Annotated in this window: 24 protein-coding genes, 1 tRNA gene and 1 pseudogene; 18 read left to right on the top strand and 8 right to left on the bottom strand. The window is 68.0% G+C overall.

Translation table 11 applies throughout. The features are described 5' to 3' along the window. Window positions 1-61: 61 nt before the first annotated feature. The 6 genes from ABD817_RS14440 to ABD817_RS14415 all read left to right on the top strand — a co-directional run bounded on the left by ABD817_RS14440 (window position 62) and on the right by ABD817_RS14415 (window position 3508). The gene (locus ABD817_RS14440; protein ID WP_344918389.1) at window positions 62-520 is read left to right on the top strand and encodes a peroxiredoxin; all 459 of its coding nucleotides are present in this window, start codon (window positions 62-64) and stop codon (window positions 518-520) included. 62 nt (window positions 521-582) lie between these two features. Further along, window positions 583-894, top strand: coding sequence for a hypothetical protein (locus tag ABD817_RS14435; protein WP_344918388.1), 312 nt, complete (start codon window positions 583-585; stop codon window positions 892-894). Between the two features lie 469 nt (window positions 895-1363). Beyond that, a complete protein-coding gene (locus ABD817_RS14430; RefSeq protein ID WP_344918387.1) occupies window positions 1364-2485 on the top strand; it encodes an ROK family protein in 1122 nt (373 codons plus the stop codon). 32 nt (window positions 2486-2517) lie between these two features. Beyond that, window positions 2518-2592 (top strand) — tRNA-Val (locus tag ABD817_RS14425). Between the two features lie 242 nt (window positions 2593-2834). After that, window positions 2835-3200 (top strand): type II toxin-antitoxin system RelE/ParE family toxin, encoded by a 366-nt coding sequence (locus ABD817_RS14420; RefSeq protein WP_344918386.1) that lies wholly within the window; start codon window positions 2835-2837, stop codon window positions 3198-3200. Then, window positions 3200-3508, top strand: coding sequence for a helix-turn-helix domain-containing protein (locus tag ABD817_RS14415; RefSeq protein WP_093890583.1), 309 nt, complete (start codon window positions 3200-3202; stop codon window positions 3506-3508). The genes ABD817_RS14420 and ABD817_RS14415 overlap by 1 nt, the downstream gene beginning before the upstream one ends. A 407-nt stretch (window positions 3509-3915) precedes the next feature. On the opposite strand, the gene ABD817_RS14410 is transcribed toward ABD817_RS14415, so the two are convergent. Next, entirely contained in the window at window positions 3916-4245 is a 330-nt protein-coding gene (locus ABD817_RS14410; protein WP_344918385.1) for a helix-turn-helix domain-containing protein, read from the bottom strand. Next, window positions 4242-4550: pseudogene (locus ABD817_RS14405) on the bottom strand (type II toxin-antitoxin system RelE/ParE family toxin); the annotation flags it as partial. The gene ABD817_RS14410 and the pseudogene ABD817_RS14405, both read right to left, overlap by 4 nt. Before the next feature lie 252 nt (window positions 4551-4802). On the opposite strand from ABD817_RS14405, the gene ABD817_RS14400 reads away from it, so the two are divergent. Continuing rightward, the gene (locus ABD817_RS14400) at window positions 4803-5294 is read left to right on the top strand and encodes a DUF2975 domain-containing protein (RefSeq protein WP_344918384.1); all 492 of its coding nucleotides are present in this window, start codon (window positions 4803-4805) and stop codon (window positions 5292-5294) included. Then, a complete protein-coding gene (locus ABD817_RS14395) occupies window positions 5294-5539 on the top strand; it encodes a helix-turn-helix domain-containing protein (RefSeq protein WP_344918383.1) in 246 nt (81 codons plus the stop codon). Before ABD817_RS14400 ends, ABD817_RS14395 begins: the two co-directional genes overlap by 1 nt. A gap of 413 nt (window positions 5540-5952) precedes the next feature. Here the strand turns inward: ABD817_RS14395 and ABD817_RS14390 are convergent, their stop codons facing one another. Beyond that, window positions 5953-6963, bottom strand: a complete 1011-nt coding sequence (locus ABD817_RS14390) for a glycoside hydrolase family 113 protein (RefSeq protein ID WP_344918382.1) — start codon at window positions 6961-6963, stop codon at window positions 5953-5955. A gap of 116 nt (window positions 6964-7079) precedes the next feature. Between ABD817_RS14390 and ABD817_RS14385 the strand changes: the two genes are divergently transcribed. From ABD817_RS14385 to ABD817_RS14370, 4 genes are all read left to right on the top strand, one after another. After that, window positions 7080-7712, top strand: coding sequence for a TetR/AcrR family transcriptional regulator (locus tag ABD817_RS14385; protein ID WP_344918381.1), 633 nt, complete (start codon window positions 7080-7082; stop codon window positions 7710-7712). A gap of 283 nt (window positions 7713-7995) precedes the next feature. Next, window positions 7996-8595, top strand: coding sequence for a hypothetical protein (locus ABD817_RS14380; protein WP_344918380.1), 600 nt, complete (start codon window positions 7996-7998; stop codon window positions 8593-8595). 404 nt (window positions 8596-8999) lie between these two features. Beyond that, complete coding sequence (locus tag ABD817_RS14375) at window positions 9000-9626, top strand: ClpP family protease (RefSeq protein ID WP_344918379.1); 627 nt, start codon at window positions 9000-9002, stop codon at window positions 9624-9626. Then, the gene (locus ABD817_RS14370; RefSeq protein ID WP_344918378.1) at window positions 9623-10213 is read left to right on the top strand and encodes a ClpP family protease; all 591 of its coding nucleotides are present in this window, start codon (window positions 9623-9625) and stop codon (window positions 10211-10213) included. Before ABD817_RS14375 ends, ABD817_RS14370 begins: the two co-directional genes overlap by 4 nt. A gap of 27 nt (window positions 10214-10240) precedes the next feature. Here the strand turns inward: ABD817_RS14370 and ABD817_RS14365 are convergent, their stop codons facing one another. Both ABD817_RS14365 and ABD817_RS14360 read right to left on the bottom strand, forming a co-directional pair. Next, window positions 10241-10597: a helix-turn-helix domain-containing protein gene (locus tag ABD817_RS14365; RefSeq protein WP_344918377.1), complete on the bottom strand. Its 357-nt coding sequence runs from the start codon at window positions 10595-10597 to the stop codon at window positions 10241-10243. Between the two features lie 152 nt (window positions 10598-10749). Then, complete coding sequence (locus ABD817_RS14360) at window positions 10750-11478, bottom strand: LysR family substrate-binding domain-containing protein (protein ID WP_344918376.1); 729 nt, start codon at window positions 11476-11478, stop codon at window positions 10750-10752. Between the two features lie 66 nt (window positions 11479-11544). Here ABD817_RS14360 and ABD817_RS14355 point away from each other — a divergent pair, with 66 nt between their 5' ends. The 3 genes from ABD817_RS14355 (at window position 11545) to ABD817_RS14345 (ending at window position 14020) form a co-directional block, all read left to right on the top strand. Further along, the gene (locus tag ABD817_RS14355; RefSeq protein ID WP_344918375.1) at window positions 11545-11916 is read left to right on the top strand and encodes a DUF5997 family protein; all 372 of its coding nucleotides are present in this window, start codon (window positions 11545-11547) and stop codon (window positions 11914-11916) included. A 494-nt stretch (window positions 11917-12410) separates the two neighbouring features. Next, complete coding sequence (locus tag ABD817_RS14350; protein ID WP_344918374.1) at window positions 12411-13001, top strand: TetR/AcrR family transcriptional regulator; 591 nt, start codon at window positions 12411-12413, stop codon at window positions 12999-13001. 50 nt (window positions 13002-13051) lie between these two features. Beyond that, window positions 13052-14020, top strand: coding sequence for a TAXI family TRAP transporter solute-binding subunit (locus ABD817_RS14345; RefSeq protein ID WP_344918373.1), 969 nt, complete (start codon window positions 13052-13054; stop codon window positions 14018-14020). An 83-nt stretch (window positions 14021-14103) separates the two neighbouring features. Here ABD817_RS14345 and ABD817_RS14340 read toward each other — a convergent pair whose 3' ends face one another. Continuing rightward, window positions 14104-15585, bottom strand: a complete 1482-nt coding sequence (locus ABD817_RS14340; RefSeq protein ID WP_344918372.1) for a sensor histidine kinase — start codon at window positions 15583-15585, stop codon at window positions 14104-14106. A 6-nt stretch (window positions 15586-15591) separates the two neighbouring features. Beyond that, on the bottom strand, window positions 15592-16275 hold the full coding sequence (locus tag ABD817_RS14335; RefSeq protein ID WP_344918371.1) for a response regulator transcription factor: 684 nt from the start codon (window positions 16273-16275) through the stop codon (window positions 15592-15594). A gap of 173 nt (window positions 16276-16448) precedes the next feature. Here ABD817_RS14335 and ABD817_RS14330 point away from each other — a divergent pair, with 173 nt between their 5' ends. The 3 genes from ABD817_RS14330 to ABD817_RS14320 are packed head-to-tail and all read left to right on the top strand — an operon-like array spanning window position 16449 to window position 19475. Beyond that, complete coding sequence (locus tag ABD817_RS14330) at window positions 16449-17486, top strand: tripartite tricarboxylate transporter substrate-binding protein (protein ID WP_344918370.1); 1038 nt, start codon at window positions 16449-16451, stop codon at window positions 17484-17486. 1 nt (window position 17487) lies between these two features. Next, window positions 17488-17949: a tripartite tricarboxylate transporter TctB family protein gene (locus tag ABD817_RS14325; RefSeq protein ID WP_344918369.1), complete on the top strand. Its 462-nt coding sequence runs from the start codon at window positions 17488-17490 to the stop codon at window positions 17947-17949. A gap of 20 nt (window positions 17950-17969) precedes the next feature. After that, entirely contained in the window at window positions 17970-19475 is a 1506-nt protein-coding gene (locus tag ABD817_RS14320) for a tripartite tricarboxylate transporter permease (protein ID WP_344918368.1), read from the top strand. Between the two features lie 40 nt (window positions 19476-19515). Here the strand turns inward: ABD817_RS14320 and ABD817_RS14315 are convergent, their stop codons facing one another. Then, on the bottom strand, window positions 19516-20349 hold the full coding sequence (locus ABD817_RS14315) for a hypothetical protein (protein ID WP_344918367.1): 834 nt from the start codon (window positions 20347-20349) through the stop codon (window positions 19516-19518). Between the last annotated feature and the right edge of the window lie 216 nt (window positions 20350-20565).

Below are 20565 nucleotides of genomic sequence, written 5' to 3'. Positions count from 1 at the left end.
CGCGCGGGCCGTACGGCAGGATAATGACGCCTGTCGTCAGTCGAGGAAGGATCCCCGATCAATGGCGATCGAGGTGGGTGACCAGGCTCCCGACTTCGAGCTGAGGGACCAGCACGGCACCCCGGTCAAGCTTTCCGAGCACCGGGGCAAAAAGATCGTGCTGATTTTCTACCCTCTGGCGTTCAGCGGCGTCTGCGGCAACGAGCTGGACGCCGTTCGCGACGAGCTCGGCGCCGACGTGCCCGAAGACGTTAAAATTATTACGATCTCAGTTGACTCAATCTTCGCCCACCGTGCGTGGGCGGATCAGAAGAACTACGCTTTCTCGCTGCTCTCCGACTTCTGGCCACACGGACAGGTCGCGCGGGCGTACGGTGTGTTCGATGACGAGAAGGGCTACGCGGGACGCGGGACCTTCATCGTCGACGGCGAGGGCGTGGTCCGCTGGCGCGTCGTGAACCCGATTTCGCGGGCCCGCGATGTCGCCGAGTACCGCAAGGTGCTCGCCGACCTTCCCTAAGCGGTGATCCGGCGGACGCCCGCTCGCGAGGTGCCCGCCGGTCCGACCTCTCGGAGGCGATCATGCCCTGCTTCTCCTGCGGGGCCAGGCAGACCGACCCGATCCGTGGTTCCAGCCCGTGGACGCGCGGAGTGCGCCACGAGGCGCAGGTGCTGATCTGCCCGGACTGCCGGCGCACCCACGAAGCCGACCTCGACACCTGCTCCCTGTGCGGCTCCGTCGCCCTCATCTGCCGGTTGGGCGAGGTGGAGTGCCGGTCCTGCGGCTCGGTACGGCTCGCGCGTGGCAACGGCGGCCTGGCCGCCTCCCACGCGCCCGGCCTGGCCGACGAGGTGGAAGCCGCCCTGGCCAGAGTCCTACGCCGGGTCCCCTGACAATCCCAGCGGGCCTGGCCGTTCCCGGAGCCGTCCAGTCGCGAACGCCGGGCACGGACGGGTCGGGCATGGCTGCGTCGAGAGTACGGCTGCATTGGGCAGGACCGCATCGAGCATGGACGGGTCGGTACGGCTGAGTCGGGCACGGAGGCGTCGGACACAGGCGGGTCAGGCACGGACGCGTCCCGGTCACGCGCGGCTGAGTCGGGTACGGAGGCGTCAGGCACGGGCGGGTCGGGCACGGACGCGCGCGCCCCGGTCACGCGCGGAAGATCCCTTCGGGCGGTGCGCGGTCTGCCGTTTCGTACGCAGGTCTCCCGGCCGTGAGGGAGAGATCCCCAGGTGACGCGCGGTCCGCGGGTCTCGCACGGACGTCCCGGTCATACGGGGGAGATCCCTCCATTCCGGCGCGCCTGGCGTGCGCTAGGGTCGGGCTCGGTCCCGCCCCTTCGACCCGCTGGATGGGTGCATGAGCTCCTTCGTTGTTGCCCTTGACGTCGGTGGAACGTCGATGAAAGGCGGCCTCGTCACCCGTTCCGGCGAGATCGTCCGTACCGACCGCCGCGCCACCCCGCGCGACAGGGGCCCGGCGGCCGTCATCGCGACGATCCGGTCCTTCATCGACGACCTCGCCACCGCGGGAGGCGGCACTCCCGAGGGGGTCGGCCTCGCCGTACCCGGCCTGGTCACCGCCGAGACGGCTCTGTACTCCGCCAACATCGGCTGGCGCGACGTCCCGGCGACGGACCTCGTCCCGCTGGACGTCCCCGTCATGCTCGGACACGACGTCCGTACCGGCGGTCTCGCCGAGAGCGTCCTCGGCGCCGGCCGTGAGCTCTCCGATTTCCTGTTCCTGCCCATCGGTACCGGCATCGCGGGTGCCACGATCGTGCACGGCGAGCCGTACGGCGGAAGCGCCGGCTGGGGCGGCGAGATCGGCCACATCCCGGTCTTCCCGGCGGGCGAACCGTGCGCCTGCGGCCAGCTCGGCTGCCTGGAGACCTATGCCTCCGCCTCCGCCGTAGCCCGCCGCTACTCCACCCGCGCCCTCTCCGCCTCTCCCTCTTCTTCCTCTCCTCCCGCTTCCTCCTTCCCACGCGGCACCTCCTCGGCCACCACTTTGCCCGCCACGAAGGCCGACCCCGCCCCCGCCACGGAGGCCGCGCCCGTCCACTTCCCTGTCCCGGTCCCCGCCGTGGAGGCCGCACCTGTCCCCGCCGCTGCGGCCACCATCACTGCCGAGCAGGTCGCCGCCCTGACCGCCTCCGGTGACCCTCTCGCCACGGAGATCTGGGGCGACGCGGTCGAGGCACTCTCCCTCGCCCTGGCCACGTACACGCTTCTCCTCGACCCCTCCGCCATCGTCCTCGGCGGCGGCCTCGCGGAAGCGGGTCCCCTCCTCTCCGACCCGCTGGCCGAGCGGCTCCAGAAACGCCTCGCCTTCCGCGACGCCCCGCCCCTGCGCCAGGCCGCCCTCGGAATGTCCGCAGGCATGCTCGGCGCCGCCCTCCTCGGCTGGCGCGCCGCCGGCTTCGCCGACGCGGGAACCACGTGGTCTCTCGATGTGCTGAAGTCCCCCCGCGTGGCGTAAAGTGTTATCCCGTCTGTCCGACGGGATTCCCCGGGCGCTTAGCTCAGCGGTAGAGCGCTCGCCTTACAAGCGAGATGTCACTGGTTCGAACCCAGTAGTGCCCACCACAAGCCCTTGACCTGCCAAAACAGGTCAAAAGTTTTGTTTTTCGTCTGAGTCCGCTCGGCTGCATCGTTCGGTCACACCTCGCTTAAACAGCCGGGCCGTGTGAGCACGCACCTGTGCTGTTCTGCCTTTGGCGATGCAAACAGGGTGAAGTGGGTTCCGTGCACGCGATTTCATCCTCGCCCGTCGCCATCGGTGATGACTCGCTACCCTCGGTAAGGTGCGTGTGTGGGGGGAGTCTCAGTTGCGCAAACTGTACGGCTTTGAGATCGAGCCGGAGGTTCGAGAGTGGCTCGACAATTTAAGTGACAGTGACTTCAAACGCGTTGACGAAGTGGCCGGTCTGCTGGCGGGAAAAGGGACCGAGCTTGGCGGTCCGTGGTCGGATCACCTGGAGGGGCCAGTCTGGGAACTGCGTATTCGGTTGCGTGATGTTGCAGCTCGGGTGACGTACTGGTGTACTCCGGGTAGGACGATCGTGCTGCTCACGGTTTTTCGTAAGACGAAGCAGCATGATCAGCGGCAGATCGACAGGGCGGTCCGGGCGCAGAAGATCTGTGAACGCGACCATCACGGGCCGGTGGCCGAGATCTATGAGAGGCAGGCGTGATGACTGGCTATCACACCCGCTGGGTGCGGCCTGAACCCTCGGTTGAGGATCCCGAACGGATCATGATTCGAGAGGCGCTGGCCTTCGGTAAGGCGTTGTACGACCGGCGTAGCGCACTTGGGCTGACCGTGGCGGAACTGGCTGAGCGCGCGGGCATGACCGAGGATGAAATCGAGTGCATCGAGGAGGGCGGGACTGCGCCGACGATCGCCTTGCTGCGACATCTGGCCGCGGCGCTGAACGCCGACGTTCGTCTTACCTCCGGTCATGATCTGGGTTCGGTCTGGTTCGAGCCGCATGCGGCCTGATCGACGGACGCCGGTTACCTGGTGCACAGGAATCCCGCTCGCTGTTGGTGTGTCGTGGGGCATCGAAATCAGCCTGATGGGAGGACGTGCAGAGAGCGCGGGTTTCGGGTGACTATCTGAGTGACAACGCCCCCGGACGGGGGGCGAACGCTGGTGGACGGTCGTGGACCGTACGCCCAGGTCAGGGCCGGTATCGGCGCTGGTAGTGTCCCTGCTCGGATGCCTTACAAGCGAGATGTCACTGGTTCGAACCCAGTAGTGCCCATCACAAGCCCTTGATCTGCTGAAATAGGTCAAGAGCTTCTCTTTTTGCCCGCTACGTGCATCACAGCGTTGGTTAGACAGATGTCGCCTTCACGCGCGAGATGTCCCCGTTGGGTAGTTGTCTTGAATGGGCTCGGCCAATTTCAGGCGACTTTGACGGAGTGTGGGCCGACACTGATCGTCACCTCGACGTGTCCGCCCAGCGCGGCCGCGTAGGCCCGGAGAGTCTCCAGCTCCATGGCGTCGAGGTCGCCGTTTTCGATTTGGGAGACCCGTGACTGGGAGATGCCGAGCGCGGCAGCGACCTCGACCTGAGTTTTGCCCAGCGACTTACGTAGCTCTTTCAGGTGATACCCCGCCACGTACGCATCCAGTTCGGCTTCAGCGGCAGCCTGTCGCTCGGGAGTGGCCAGCTCGGGATGAAGCCGGTGGGCCTCAGCCTTGACCTCCTGCCAGCGGCGCGCAGGGCTCATCGCCTGTCCTCCTTGGTCTGCTCGGCCTTCTTCTCCGCGCGGTATTCCATGTAGCGGGACTTGGCCAGCGGGATCGCTTCGTCATACCAGCGTGACCACTTGCCTGCCTTGTCTCCGGCCACGAGGAAGACCACTTCTCTGTCGGGATCGAAGATGAAGATGATTCTAATCTCAGAACGCCCTCGCGAGCCTGGACGGAGTTCCTTCAGGTTGTTCAGGTCGTCGTCCTCCAACGTGTCCACCAAGGGGCGCCCGAGGGCGGGGCCGACCTCGGAGAGCCGGTCGATCGCCTTCTCGACGAGGGCCGCAGAGCTCGGATCACTCTCACAGAGTTTGAGGAATCAGGACTCTACGGGTTCCAGTAGGACGATCTCCCATGCCATCTTCAGAATATAACCTCTAGCTCATATTCAGGAAGGAGCTTCGGTCAGGTCGGAGAGCCTCGTTCGCAAGGTCGACTGCACGGTGCGAAACCGCTGTCGGCCCTCCCCCTCAGCCCTTGCTTAACCTATCGAGATTCGATAGCTTCTCATCGTGAATCGATAGAAGGATGGGTCATGGGAAAGCTGACAGTGCGTGCGCTTCGCGCCGTGCTCGTGGTGGTGCTCGTCGGCACCGTGTTCGTACAGGCATTGACGGTGTGGGCGTTGGTCAGCGGGAGTGACCCGGAGGGCGGGTCGCTCCCGCTGACCCCGCTGCGCGTGATCACGGTCCTGGGCATGGTGTCGGCCCAGGTCGCCCTGGTCAGCGTATGGCGGCTGGTGACGATGGTCCGACGCAAAACCGTGTTCTCTTCCGCCGCCTTCCGGTACGTGGACGCCGTGATCGGCGCGATCGTGGCGGCTGCCCTCCTGTGGTTCGCGGTCACGGCCCTCAACGCGCCGGGCCAGCGGGCCGACCCGGGCGTCACCGTCATCATGGGCGGCGTCGGCCTGGCCATCTTGGGGGTCGCGCTCATCGTGCTCGTGCTGCGGATGCTGCTCGCCCAGGCCATCACGCGCGACGTCGAAGCGGCACAGATGCAGGCCGAGCTGGACGAGACGATCTGATGCCGATCGTCGTCGACATCGACGTGATGCTGGCCAAGCGGAAGATGTCCGTGGGCGACCTCGCGGACCGCGTCGGGATCACCCCCGCCAACCTGGCGGTGCTCAAGAACGGTCGCGCCAAGGCGGTGCGCTTCACGACACTCGCCGCGCTCTGCGAGGCACTCAACTGCCAACCGGGCGACCTGCTGCGCTGGGAGGCCGAAGACGCCGTGAGCGATGACATCGCGGGGGTTGACATGAAGTGAGCGTCATTTCATGTGTTGAGTGACGAACCCGCCGCGTTCCAGAAACGTCCTAACGTCCTCGCTCCACGAGGTGCGCCGTGGCCAATGTCCCCTTACGCCGTGCCATGCTCGATGCGAAGCTGAGCAGCCAGAATCTGACGGATCGCTGCGAGGTGGATGTCAAGACGGTGGAACGCCGGTTACAGGACGAGGCACGAGTTCCGCACCTCCGGCACCAGTTGGCCGCCGCCGAGGCATCAGTAACCCGCGCGGGTACAACACGCCGTTGGCCCGCAGGTCGCGGCGGCGGTAGACCGGCGCGAGGTCTGCGGTGAGGTCTGCGGTGAGCTCGGCGAATACCGCTTCCACCTGCTCGGGATCCGCACTGCGCCGCAGTGCAGACCCCGAGCCGTGGTCATCGTGCGCGGGGCCTGTCACATCCGATACCGCTGTGCCACTGCCGCGAAGGCGGCCTTGGGTTCCCATTCCATGTCGGGGTAGGTCTGCCCCCGGCGCCCTGCGAGTAGTTTGACGACGCCCAGGCTGGCCCGGTCCAAGTCGTCCCTGGGGTCGCCGTCGGGGCGGTGCGGGTAGCCAGGCAAGGCGAACAGGAACACGAACGCGCTGTCCACGCCCTCGGTTTCGAAGATTTCCAGTAGTTCGCTCAGATACGCGGCCTGACCGGCCTCGTCGCGCTCGTATACGTCGTTCAGCCGCACAGGGGCCCTGGTCTCTGGGTCGTGCTCGACCACTTCCAGCACCCGCCCGCCCCGGTCCCCCGCGCCGCGGTAGGCCGCGGTGCCGAACCCGGTGATGGCGAGCGGCTTCGGGCCTTGGGCCAGAGTACGCACCGCGTCCCGGAACCGGTCGGCGACCTCGGCGGAGCGGATCAGCTCGAACGTCACGAAGTCGAAGGGAGTCCAGTCCACCTGCTCGAACTGGATGGATGCGTAAGTGAGCCTCCCCTGATAACGCTCGCGGACCGTGGCCGCGGCGTCGCGGAGGAATGCGTTGATGCGCACACCGAGCTCGCGTATCGCGTCGGCCCGCCGCTCGGGTTGGCTCATCAGCTGCTTGACCCGCTCCTCCGGGCTCTCTCCGGGCAGGAACCCGCGGTTCATCACGCTCAGCTCCACACCTGCGACGAACACGACCTCGGCCCCATTTCGCCGGAGTCGTTCCGCCCGCTCGGCGCAGTCGCGGAAGAGCGTAAGGATCTGCTCCGGGTCCAGCTCCAGTGGATAGGGCGAGAACCAGACCTCCAGGCCGAGTTCGGCGGCGGCGCCGGCGGTCAGCTCCAGTCGGTCCGGGTCGCCGCCGATGATCTGGATCGCGTTGCAGTGCAGGTCGTCGCGGATGATGGCGAGCTCGCGCCGGACGACCTCTGGGTCGAAGCTCTCGCGGGATATCTGGCCGTGCACGACGAACCCGGTGTCGTAGGTCATTCCTCTTGCTCGCATGGTGCCGTCCTCTCCGTCGGTCTCGGTGGGGTCGAGGCTGACAGGAAAAGTGCGTACACGCAAGTTTGCGTGCACGCAGTCCTGTGTGGCACGCTGGCACCGTGAGGACACCACCGCCAGGGCTGCGGGAGCGGAAGAAGCAGGCCACGCGCGAGGCGCTGCGCGAGGCGGCCCTGCGCCTGGCGGTGGAACGTGGACCGGACCAGGTGCGGGTCGAGGACATCGCCGAGGCGGCCGGGGTCTCACCGCGCACCTACAACAACTACTTCGCCAGCCGCGAGCAGGCGATCGTCGCCGCCGTCACCGCGGACCGGGAGGCGCGGATCGCAGCGGCGGTCGCGGCCCGGCCCGCAGGAGTGCGTCTGGCTGACGCCGTCACCGAGGCGGTGATCGAGCAGTACACGAACACCGGTGAGCGCGAACACGAGGCGCTGCTGCTGATCACCACCCGGACCGCGCTGCGCGACGCGTTCCTCGACACCGCCGCAGGAATCGAGCCCCCTCTCACAGCGGTGATCGCCGAACGCCTTGGTGACGCCGGAGCGCGCACAGCCCGTGTCCTCGCGGCGAGTGTGGCCGCGGCGGTGCGCATCGCGTTGGAAGGCTGGCTCCAGCCGGGCGGGAGCTTCGGCGCCGGAGGGCTGGTCGTGCCCTCCGGCTCGCTACCCGACCAACTCCGCGCGGCGCTGGCCCCGCTCGCGCCCGCGTTCGACGCCGCCGAAAGGCACACCTAGCCGTGAAGTTCGCCCAACTGGGGCACCCGCCAGACAAACAGTAGATACCAAACATGCTGATGCGCCTGGCCGTCGATTCTCAATGATCTGTCGCGACGACGTAAGAGCGGCAAATCCGTGAGAGGACAGCAGGTCACGTGACGGCCTGCAATCCCTTGCAGCACAACGAAGACGAATAGACGGCATTCACCCTGCGTAGAACTCCGAGTTTCCGGCGCTCTGCGCTTACCGGGGTCCATGGATAGGATTCGAGCGGATCTGATCGACCCTGATGGGAGTTGCCGTGACTCTGCAAGAGCGGCCCCCGAGAAGTTCGATCGGCGCACCGGGTCTGCCTCTGATTGGCTCGCTGACGGTCCTGAGCATCCTGCTTCTGTACGCGGAGAGTTTTCCTGGTACTGGTCCTCTGTGGATACTGCCCGTTCTTCTGGCGTTTTTCGTGCTTGGCGTGGTCTGGTTTGTGCGCCTCGCTGTGGAACTCTTCGCTCCAGAGCGGCGACCGGGAGTCAGGCGAAACCTGCTGCGCTGGGCGGCGCCACTGATCATCGTAATCCCGCTGTTGGCGCTGGGTAGCCAGGGAGAACCGGAGAGATCCAGGTTCGCGTTGTCCGAGGGGAGTTTCGAGAAGGCCGCACGGTCGGCGGTGGCGGGAAGCACAGACTGGAAGATGGGGCCTGTAACGCTCGGACTGTTCGACGTCTCCTGGGCCGAACGGTATGGAAACACCGTGCGCTTCGCACTGGCCGCTGGGGGAGACGGTATCCATCAGCGTGGCGTCATATGGAGCCCGCAGGGGAAGCCTCAGTTGCCCGAGGAGGAAGAATACGAAGCCGACGTCGAGCACTATCAGGGTTCCTGGTATCTGTGGAGCGAAAACTTCTGAATCGATGAGTGACCGACTGAGTGACAACGACCTCGGATGGGGGCGGACGTCGCCGGCCGCGCTGCGGCTCTCCGGCCGGTCACGGTCGCGCCGCCCACGCGCATGACTATCGCCACGAAGGACCCGAGACGGCGAAGCTCAGCTCTCGTTACTTTCGACAATTAATCGCTACCCTCGGTAAGGCGTATGCGTGGATCGTACGCCCAGGTCAGTGCCGGTACCGGTCCTGGTCGCGCCCCCACTTCGGAGATGTACCCGGTAGTGCCCGCCGATGGCAACAGCCCCATCCGATCCCGGCCGCAATGGTATGAACCGGGCTGGAAGCCGAGTCTCGCTGCTCAGAGCAGATCTGCCCCAGGCGGATCGTGTCGACGCCGTTCCGGGTCGCCCCACATGATGGACGCATGGGTGAAGAATCGAAACTTCCACTGTTCAGCGCGCGGGTAAGACATGAGCTTTACGAGCAGCGTGTTCTCGTTCTCGACGGCCCTCTCGATGACGACAACGGGACGTTACTCGCCACGCAATTGATAGCACTCGCCGCGCAGGATTCGTCGACCGATATCGCATTGTGGATTCACTCCCCGGGCGGCTCGGTTCCATCGATGCTCGCGATCCGTGACATCATGCGGCTCATTCCCTGTGACGTATCGACCCTCGTGCTGGGCATCGCCTACAGCGCCGGGCAATTCCTGCTGTCTTCGGGCACCCGGGGGAAGCGCCGTGCCCTGCCACACTCACGTGTCCTGATGCACCAGGGCTCGGCCGGAATCGGTGGCACCGCGGTCGACATCGAGTTGCAGGCCGGCGACCTTCGGCATACTCGCGACACGGTGCTCGGTCTCATCGCCGAGGACACGGGGCAGTCCGTGGAGCGCATATTCGAGGATTCTCTGCATGATCGCTGGTACACGGCGCAAGAGGCGCTGGACTACGGCTTCATAGACGCGATCGTCCAGGACTTCGACGAAATCGCGCCACACCATCGCCCACGGCTCGGATTCGGCGTCGCAGAAGGAGTCGGCCAGTGACCACGTACACGATCCCCAATGTCATCGCCCGGAACTCTCGTGGCGAGCGGATCATGGATGTCTACTCGCACCTGCTCACCGAGCGAATCGTCTATCTGGGAACCGCGATTGACGCGGGCGTCGCGAACGCGCTCATCGCGCAGCTTATTTTTCTGGAGTCAGACAACCCCGATGCCAGCATACAGTTCTATATAAACTGTGAAGGCGGGGACCCGAGTGCGATGCTCGCGATATACGACACCATGCGCTATATCCGCCCGCGGGTTGAGACAACCTGTATTGGACAGGCCATCGCGGTGGGTGCCGTCCTTCTCGCCGCGGGGGCCGAGGGGAAACGTGCCGCCCTCCCGCACGCACGAGTGATCCTGCACCAACCGGCCGCTCAGGGGCGCGGAGCGATCCCCGATCTCATCCTGCAGGCCGACGAGGTCGTACGCGTCCGCGCGGACATCGAGCGCATCCTGTCACGGCACACGGGCCAGACCATCGAGACCCTGCGCGCCGACACCGATCACGATCGCGTGTTCACCGCGACCGCGGCCTTGGAGTACGGGCTTCTCGACGAGATCATCGAGAAGCACTCGTAGGCTCGCGGATGATTCGGGCAGGCCACGCTACGCGGCCAGAGCGTACGCCGCCGAGCAGGTAGCACCTCTCGACGTGCTGCTTTGAATGGACCGCAGGCTCTCGGCGACGGCGAGGGTCAGGTCGACCAGGGTGACATCCAGCGCGCCGGCGACCGCGGCGATCATTTCGCTCGATGGCTCTTTGACGCCTCGTTCCATCTCGGAGAGATACTGCGGCGAGACTCCGGCGCGACGCGCCGTCTCGCTCAGCTTCTCGCCCCGCTCGTGGCGAAGACCTCTGAGGCACCCACCGAGCGCGTGCCGCCACAGCGGCTCGTGAGCCGGAGACGGCTTGGGATCGGTCCGATCGATCGCCGGGCGGAGCGGCGGGACAGAGGAGGCCATGCCTCACCATAGGTAGATGGCGCGTTCGAGTTCTGCCGGCTTCGCGCAGAGCGGAACGTCCCCGCCTCCTCCGTCCCGCCCCTCGGGGCCGGTGGGGGGCGACTCGAATTCCTGCGTGTGCGCGGCATCACATCGGCGCATCTGTCCGCAGGTCACCGAGGCCGGTTGCCCTTCCTCCTACGGCCGGTCGGCACGGTCCGGCGACCGGAGCCGTTCTGTGCGGGCCTTTGTGCTTGCCGCTGCGCCGGTTTCTGTACGGAGGAGGCCGGGGTACGGCCCCGCGAGCTGTTCACCGTCCGGCCGCGGACGATGCCGATGAAATCTTCCACCAGGTCAGTGGTCGCCTCCGTGGGCCAGGTCAGCGCGACCTGAGACCGCGGCGCGTCCGTCACCGGCCGGTAGGTGAGATCCCTGCGGTGGTGGAGGCGGGCCAGCGACAGCGGAACCAGGAGGATTCCGGTGCCGGCCGCTACAAGCTCGACCGCGTCCGCCGTCGTGGCCGGGCGGGTGAACGCGGGCAGCCCCGGCCGGGCCGTCCACTCGATGCTGTCGTCCAGAGGATGGAACACCTCGTCGTCGATGAGGTCGGCGACGGACACCTCGTCAGCGGCGGCCACCGCGTGGTCCTTGGGAACCACGACCACCGTGGTCTCCACGTAGAGAGGAATCACGCTGAGCCCGTCCCGGTCGATCGGCAGCCTGACGAGTCCGGCGTCGGCACCGCCGTTCCGCAGGAGCCCCACCGCGTCGGCGGCGGGAACCGCGACCAGGGTGACCGGCACGCCGGGCATTCTCTCGGTCCAGACGTTGACCCATTTCGCGGGTGTCACCCCGGGCACGTACGCCAGTCGAAACATCCCGCCGGTCTCTCCATCAGTCACTTCCTCAGGGTACCGACAGGGTGCCGATGTCAAGGGAACCTGTTCCGGCTGACTACCCTTGACCCCATGACCTCGTCCAAACCGAAGACCATCCAGACGATGAAGCCCGCGACCGCGGCCAAGAAGCTGGGTGTCCCCCTCTCGGCCACTCCCGCCGAGTTCCAGGCGGGTGTCGTCTCCAGGGACGAGCTGAACGAGTTGCAGTCGACGCCACCCGCCTGGCTCGTCGACCTGCGCCGCAACGGCCCGCACACCAAGCAGGTCATCGCCGCGAAGCTCAGGGTCTCCGTCGCCGGCCTGCTCAGAGGCGGGATCACCGAGCCGCTCACCACCGCTGAGATCGATGCGCTGAAGGCGGAAAACCCGGCGTGGCTGGAGCGCGAGCGGTCCCTCCAGGTCGAGGTCCGCAAGGAAGCACTCCGCCTCAAGCAACGCTAGACGGCTGAGATCCTGTACGTTCTCGACCCCGGACGCGTCTTCAGGACGCCGCCGGCCATGCGGGATCTCGTGGCGACTCCGCCGCGTGGCTCCTGGAAGCTCCCGCCGGGAGTCAGCCTTACCGGTCCCACAAGCCTGGCGAGGTGTCCGAGTACGACGTGTACGAGATCGCGGAGTGGACCGACACGGAGCCGAACTGACATGTCCGGACCCCGGTCGGCTTAGGCTCGGTCCTTCCTGAGGCTTGTTGGGGCGGGTGGCGGCCCAACAAGCCGGTATTTTCGGCGGGTCGGCCGTCCGCGAAAGCCTCCCGCGATTCCGCCCGCTGGTTCGCCCGACCTCGGTCCTACGGGATGGATCGGGCGCCGCGACCTCGGTGACACCGGCTCCGACCATGTCGACGACACCCGCGACCTCGTTTCCGAGGCGCGCGGGGAAGACGGCGGGGTCGTACCGGGCCCCGCCGGCACCGCACTCCAGGGGGGCGTGACCGGATGGCCGAGCGAACACGGCAGAAGATCCTCGACGCGGCCGCGGTCGAGTTCGGCGCCAAGGGCTACTCCGGCGCCCGGACCGCGGGCATCGCGGCCCGAGCCGGTGTCAACCAGCAACTGATCGCCTACTACTTCGGCGGGAAGCAGGGCCTGCTCGACGAGCTCAGACGGCGCTGGTCCACCCGGCAGGAGACGCTGGTGCCTCCGGAGGTCGCCTTCGCCGAGTCGCTGCAGGCGTACCTCGACATGACCCTCGATCACCTGGACCTGGCGCGGCTGGTCGTGTGGCAGGCCCTCGGCGACGATCCCGGCCAGGGGGCCGAGGAGGCCAGGAGCGAACAGAAGCGGCGAATCGAAGACGGCGTGCGCCGCATCCGTGATCGTCAGCGCGCGGGCGAGCTCACCGACTCGGTCAGCGCCGAGTTCATCGTGCTGCTCATGCACATGGCCGCCTTCGCCCCGGTGGCCATGCCGCGGATGGTGCGGAGTGTCCTGGGCGTCGCCCCCGGCTCCGCGGACTATCGCCGACTGTGCCGAGAGCAGCTCACCACCCTGCTCAGCCGGGGAGGTGGCACGGAGGCGGTGCGTTGACGAGACGCGTGCCGTCGGCGATCGGCGGCCGCTGTCCGTATCATCTCGGCATGGCGCCGAACCCGAAGCCGAGTCTCAGCCGGCGGGCGGTGATCCTGGCCGCCGGAGGGCTGCTCGCCGGTTGCTCCCGGCGGCCCGAGGCCGACCAGGTCCACCTGCGACTGGCCACCGGGCCGGCGGGGGCGGTGTACCGGCGCATCGGCGGCGCGCTGGCCGAACACATCTCCGCGCGGGTGCCGGGGGTCACCCTGGTCACCGTGCCGAGCGGGGCGTCCACCGACAACATCCGGATGCTGCGGGCCGGTGAGGTGCACCTCGGGCTGACGAGCCTGGACGCGCTGATCACGACCGACGGCAGCGTGCCCGAGGGGCTCTCGGCGATCTGCCGTCTCTACGACAGCCACCTGCACCTCGTCGTCATGGCCGGTTCGGCGATCGACGGGTTCCGGGACCTCAGGGGCAGGCGCGTATCCCTCGGCGCCCGCGACTCGGGCACGGAGTTCACGTCGCTGCGGGTGCTCGAACTCGGCCTGGTGAACGCCGACGGCCGGTATCTCAGCCAGGCCGAATCGGCGGCGGCACTGCGCGACGGCGAGATCGACGCGATGTTCTCCCTGACCGGCGTCCCGACACCCGCCATCACGGAACTGGCGCAGCGGCACCGGATCCGGCTGATCCCGTTGGAGGCGCAGGCGGACGCGCTCTTCACGGCGTTCCCGGGTCCGTACGCTCCGGCCATGATCCCCGCGACCGCCTACGCCGGTGTCCCGGCCACCCGTACCGTCGCCGTGCCGAACGTGCTTCTCGTGCGCAACGACCTGCTCGACGACCTGGTCTACGCCATCACCGACACGATCTTCACGCACACCGGCGCGATCATCTCCGCCAGCCGTGACGCCGAGGCCGTTCCCGAGGCCGTCCCCGAAGCGTGGCAGATCAACGTGCGGACCGGGATCTCCACCGCGTCGATCCCGCTCCATCCGGGCGCGGCCGCCTGGTTCCGCGACCGCAAGCAGTGACCCGGGACAGCGACCACCCCCGCGACAGCGACACCCCCACGGCGGAGCCGGGTTTTCCACGCTTACGACCGAATCCGGGCCTCTCAGTCCTGCGGGGGAGCCGGGGTCCCGGATGACGACGCCGCCCGCGGGACGACCGGCAACGCGACCACCGCGGCGAATCCGTGCCCGGACCCGTCCGGACGCGGCAGGCCATCCTCCAGCCGCAGCTCGCCCCCGGCCGCCCCGGCCAGGTCGGCGCAGATCGCCAGTCCCAGGCCGGTTCCGGGCACGTTCTGGTGCCTCGGCGACCGCCAGAACCGCCGTAGCGCCTGGGCCCGCTCGGCCGCGTCCATCCCCTGGCCGTCGTCGCGGACAGCGATCGTGACCACGCCGCCGGTCGAGGAGGAGCCGCCGTCCCCGGTGCCCGCGCCGCCGGGGACGACCCGGGCGGTCACCTCCACCACCCGCGCGTCCGACAGCCGTAACGCGTTGCTGATCAGCTCGTCCAGGATGCTGCCCAGCCCGCCCGGCGGCTCCAGCAACCGCAGCCCCGGCGGCACGTCGACCACCAGCGTCTGCCCCGCCGTCGCCGTCAACGCCCGCCACCGGTCCACCCGGGTCGCCAGCACCGCGTCGAGATCCACCGGCGACGCCGTCCGGATGCTCTCCATCCGCGCACTGGCCTGCAGCGAGTTCAGCATTCGCTGCATCGCCTTCAGCTCGTCGACGGCGACGTCGTAGACCTGCCGCCCGTCGCCGTCCGCGCGCAGATGCGGTTCCAGGCTCTCCACGGCGAGCCGGAGGCTGGTCAGCGGATTGCGTAACTGATGCGACGCGTCGGACACGAACGCCCGCTGCCGCTGCACGGCGTTCTCGACCGCGTCCATCATGGTGTTGAACGACCCCGCCAGCCGCCGCAGCTCGACCGGGCCGGCCTCGGCGTCCGCCCGGATCGTGAGGTCGCCCCGCGAGATCCGCGAGCTCGCCGCGTCCAGCTCCCGCACCGGCCGCAGCACCCACGCCGACACCGGCCAGGCGACGGCCACCAGCGCGATCAACGGCAGCAGCCCGAGCCCGGCGAGCTGGGTCCATCGCACGAGGATGCGATAGCGCGTCCTCGACAGGTCGGAGATCGTCACGACGGTGCCGATGACCTCGCTGTCCCGGCCCACCGGCTCCGCGACCACGAGCGCGGAGTCGTCCCACGGCGCCCACGCCCCGGACGGTTCGGACCTCGCCCCGGCCAGCGCCGCGGTCACGATCCGGGGCAACGCCGGCTCGGCCCGCGCCGCCTCCCGGTACGCGCCGGCCGGCCCGAGCAGCACCGTACCCGACATGTCGATCACCGCGACCGGGATGCCGTACAGCTCGTGGTAGCGCGCGAGCTCCTGGCGGAGCGCCTCGGTCCGCCTGGTCGACAGCGCGGTCTCGGCCAGCGACGCGAACCGGCCGACGTCGTTGAGCCGGTCGACGTAGGTCTCCTGCATCTCCCGTTCGGCCACGGTGACGCTGAGCGGCACCCCGAGCGCCGCGACGAGCAGCACCGCGAGGGGCACCAGGACGACGAGCAGCCGACGGTGCACGGCGCGTCAGCCGATCAGCTCCGGCTGGTCGGCCATGAGCCGATAGCCGACCCCGTGGATCGTGCGGATGAGCACGGCCGGTCCGAGCTTGTGCCGCAACGCCGCGATGTGGGTGTCGAGGGTGCGGCTGGAGGACTCCCAGGTCGCGCCCCAGATCTGGTCGAGGATGACGTCGCGGCTCACCACGTTCGGCGCCCTCCGGGCCAGCAGCAGGAGCAGCTCGAACTCCTTGCGGGTCAGCGTCACGGGTGTGCCGCCGATGACGACCTCGCGGGTGCCGACGCCGATCCGCATCGGGCCGAGGACGAGTGGCTCGTCCGGGTGGCTCAGGGCGCGGGCCACCCGGGTGCGCCGCAGGACGGCGTCGATCCGGGCCAGCAGCTCCGGGATGCCGAACGGTTTCACGATGTAGTCGTCCGCGCCGGCGCGCAGGCCACGGACCCGCTCGTGTTCCTCGGAGCGTGCCGTCACGGCGATGACGGCGGTCTCCGGGCGGTCGCGCAGCTTGCGGATCACGTCGAGCCCGTCGCCGTCGGGCAGCCCCAGGTCGACGAGGACCACGTCGGACGGGGCGGCGCGCACGGCCTCCGCGGCGGTGGCGATGCGGTGGACCTCGAAGCCCGCCTGGGCCAGGACGGTCACCAGACCCCGCGCCACGCGGTCGTCATCCTCGATGATGGTGATCCGCATACCGGATTGTACGCTGCGAATCATCGCTTTTGTTAGCCCTTATGGTTCTTGGGATTTCTCTGACATTCAGCGCATTCTTGGGATTTCTCTGACACCATCCGCGTCCCCGCCAGCCGAGACTGAGGCCGCGCACTCACCGACAAACGCGCGTGCGCAGAGGAGGAGGCCGCGATATGAGAGCGACCAGCAGGTACCGGGCCGTCGCACGGATGGTCGCCGCGATCGGCGTCGTCTCGCTTGTCGCCGCCTGTTCCGGTAACGGGGGCGTCCCCGGCGGAGGCGCCACCGGCGCGAGCGCCGCCGGGGGCTACCCGGACAAGAACATCACGTTCGTCGTGCCGTTCAGCGCTGGCGGCCCGACGGACACCGTCACCCGCATGATCGCCGAGCCGATGGCCGCCAAGCTCGGCGCCAAGATCGTCGTCCAGAACGCCGAGGGCGCGGGCGGCACGGTCGGCGCCGGGGAGGTCGCGCGGGCCGAGCCCGACGGCCACACCGTGCTCATGCACCACATCGGCATGTCGACGGCGCCCGCCCTGTACCAGAACCTGGGCTACAAGCCGCTGGAGGACTTCGAGATGGTCGGGCTCGTCACCGAGGTGCCGATGACGGTCGTCGCCCGCAAGGACTTCGCGCCCGCGACGCTCCAGGACCTCGTGACCCACGTGAAGGCGAACGCCGGCAAGGTCACGCTGGCCAACGCCGGCATCGGCGCCGCGTCCCACCTGTGCGGCCTGCTGTTCCAGACCGCCGCCGGTGTCAAGCTCCAGGAGGTCCCGTACGAGGGCACCGGCCCCGCGCTGACCGACCTCGTCGGCGGCCAGGTCGACTTCATGTGCGACCAGACGACCAACACCAGCGGCCAGATCTCCGCGGGCGAGGTGAAGGCGTACGCGGTCACCACGCCGGAGCGGGTGAAGAGCCTGCCCGACCTGCCCACCACGACCGAGGCCGGGCTACCCCAGCTCCAGGTCAGCGTGTGGCACGGCCTCTACGTCCCGAAGGGCACGCCGCAGGAGATCGTCCAGAAGCTGTCCGAGGCGCTGAAGGTGGCGCTGGCCGACCAGGGGGTCGTCGACCAGATGGCCAAGCTCGGCACCGCGCCGGTTCCGGCCGGGGACGCGACCCCGCAGGCGCTCCGGACCAAACTCGAAGAACAACTCGGCACCTGGGCGAAGGTCATCGCCGACGCCGGCGTCAAGGCCTCCTGAGGTGGAGCGCCGCCGGTCCCTCCCGGACGTCCTCGCCGGGGGAGTGTTCGTCCTGATCGGTGGCGCGTTCGCGGCAGGGGCGCTCGGCTACGAGCTGGGCACCCCGCTGCGGATGGGCCCCGGAGCCTTCCCACTGCTGGTCGGCGCGATCGTGGCCGCCCTGGGCCTGGCGATCGTCGTCAAGGGACTCGTCGCCGGCGAGATGGTCTCGTTCGGGCCGATCCCCTGGCGCGCGGTCGCCGCCATCGTGCTCGCGGTCCTGTTCTTCGGACTCACCGTCCGGGGTCTCGGGTTCGTGCCGGCGTCGGCGGTGACCGCCCTGCTCGCCGCGCTGGCCAGTTCGCGCGTACGGCCGCTCACGGCCGTCGCGGTGGCCGCCGGGCTGACGGTGGCCGGCACGCTCATCTTCGTCGTCGGACTTCAGCTGCGGATCCCGCTATGGGGCCCGTGGCTGGGGTTCTGACGCGGCATCCGGATTGAGGCATGGAACTTCTCGACAACCTCGCGCTGGGCTTCTCGACCGCCCTCCTGATCCAGAACGTCCTCTACTGCTTCGTGGGAGTGCTGCTCGGGACGGCGGTGGGCGTACTGCCCGGCATCGGGCCGACGGCGACGGTGGCGATGCTGCTGCCGATCACGTTCGGCTTCGAGCCGGTGACGGCGCTGATCATGCTGGCCGGCATCTACTACGGCGCGCAGTACGGCGGATCGACGACCGCCATCCTGATCAACCTGCCCGGTGAGTCGTCGGCGGCGGTCACCGCGCTGGACGGGCACGAGATGGCCCGGCAGGGCCGGGCCGGCGCGGCACTGGCCGCCGCCGCGATCGGGTCCTTCGTCGCGGGTACGGTGGCCACCGTCGTGCTGGCCGTCGCCGCCCCGCCGCTGGCCCGCGTCGCGCTGAGGTTCGGCCCGGCCGAGTACTTCTCGCTGGTGCTGCTCGGCCTGATCGTGTCGATCGCGCTGGCGCGCGGCACGGCGCTCAAGGCACTGGCGATGATCGCGCTCGGTGTCCTGTTCGGCACGGTCGGCCAGGACCTCTACACCGGCACGCCCCGCTTCGTGTTCGACCAGCGCGAGCTGTACGGCGGCATCGACTTCGTCTCGGTCGCCGTCGGCATGTTCGGGGTGGCCGAGATCCTGCGCAACCTGGAGAACGAGCAGACTCGCACGGCGATCGTCGGCAAGGTGCGGAACCTCTGGCCGACCCGCGAGGACCGGCGCCGGATCGTCGGCCCGATCCTGCGGGGTACCGGCCTGGGCGCCGCGCTCGGCGTCCTGCCCGGCGGTGGCCACGTGCTGGCCTCGTTCACCTCCTACGCCGTCGAGAAGCGGATCTCCAAGCGGCAGGGGGAGTTCGGGCACGGCGCGATCGAGGGCGTCGCCGGCCCCGAGTCGGCGAACAACGCCGCCGCGCAGACGTCGTTCATCCCGCTGCTCACCCTGGGGCTGCCCGCCCACCCGGTGATGGCACTGATGGTCGGCGCGTTCATCGTCCACGGCATCACCCCGGGCCCGAACGTCATCACCGACGAACCGGCGCTGTTCTGGGGCCTGATCGCGTCGATGTGGATCGGCAACGTGCTGCTCGTGCTGCTGAACCTGCCGCTGATCGGCCTGTGGGTGCGCATGCTGCGCATCCCGTACCAGGTGCTGTTCCCCATGATCATCCTGTTCGCAGCGATCGGCACCTACTCCCTGGAGTTCAACGCGTACGACGTCTACGCGATCGTCTTCTTCGGGCTCCTGGGCTACATCCTGATCAAGTGCGGCTGCGAGCCGGCGCCACTGCTGCTCGGCTTCGTCCTCGGCCCCCTGCTCGAGGAGAACCTGCGGCGGGCGCTCATCATCTCCCGCGGCGACGCGTCGATCTTCCTGACCAGGCCGATCTCCGCGGTGCTCCTGGCCCTGGCCGTGGCGGCACTCGTCGTCACCGTCCTCCCGGCGATCCGCAGGCGCCGCGAGATCGTGTTCACCGAGGACGAGTAGACGGGGCCGGGGTTCGTCGTCGCCGGTCGCGACCGGCCGGTCAGCAGTTCCAGGTGTTCCACCGCCGAGGGTTCTTCACCGAAACGATGTCTCCGCTCCGAAGGCTCCAAATGTGATCGTAGGAGACGTGTCCGAAGACCTTCCTGCCATTCCCGCCGGTGCGGCCGCGGTCGGTGCAGTTGAGGGAAGTGATCGCGAAGGGGCGTCCCCGGTCGGTGATGACGATGTGGCGAGACTCTCCACCGATGCGATAGTCGATGCGGATCTTGAAGGTCACCGCTTCCCGGGGGCCGGTCATGGAAATACTGAGCGTGTCTTCCTTGCCGTCCCTAATGGTGATTTTGTTACCGCGGAAGTACTGCTGCCCAGGCTTGAGAGGTGTGCCGTCAACACCGCCCTTGGTCGTACGCGCGCTAGGGGTGTGCTCGTTGAAATCGAACATCATCTGAAGGATCCGCCCTCCATCCTGCGGTGGAATGTTGACCCATGTCCCGTCGTAAGGGGGGACACGCTGTACGTCTACCGGGTAGATGGCGTCTACGTGGATGTCCTGGTGGCGTTTGCCCTCCAGCGCCACCACGATGTGCATTTGGTCAGTGCGAGTGGCGGCCCCGGCGGTGCGGAGTTCACGTACCAGATCCTTGAGGCCATACGACGTGTCATCACCCATGTTCTCGTAGCTCCATTTTCGGAGAAAGGCCTTCTGTCTGGCGGTCAACTCCACTCTGGAGGGCAAGATCATCTCGAATCCGGGATCTTCGTAGCGGATGCTGTATTCGATGTCGTCGGGCTCCTTGAAGGCGGCGCGTGTGGAGTCTCGGACCGCTGGAACGTCGATGACATCGAGTCCAAGACCGTTGATGAACGTGATCAATATCGCTCCGAGCAAGGGGAAGGCGATACCGACGACCCATGCTCCCGGGGATCTGACCCAGTTCGGCCACCGCGACGGCGGGGCTTCGCTGCCGGTGCCCGATCGGGCCGGTTCCTGTGGCGGCGGTTGCCGAGGTGGTTCGGGAGCCGGTTCGCGCGTTCTCGATCCCGGCGCGACGGTGGCGCGGGACATTTTCTTACGGCGTTTGCTCGACAT

Source organism: Streptosporangium oxazolinicum (genome assembly GCF_039537505.1).
Lineage (GTDB): Bacteria > Actinomycetota > Actinomycetes > Streptosporangiales > Streptosporangiaceae > Streptosporangium > Streptosporangium oxazolinicum.
The sequence above is the reverse complement of the archived record's forward strand: the minus strand, read 5'-3'. Positions and strand labels throughout refer to the sequence as shown.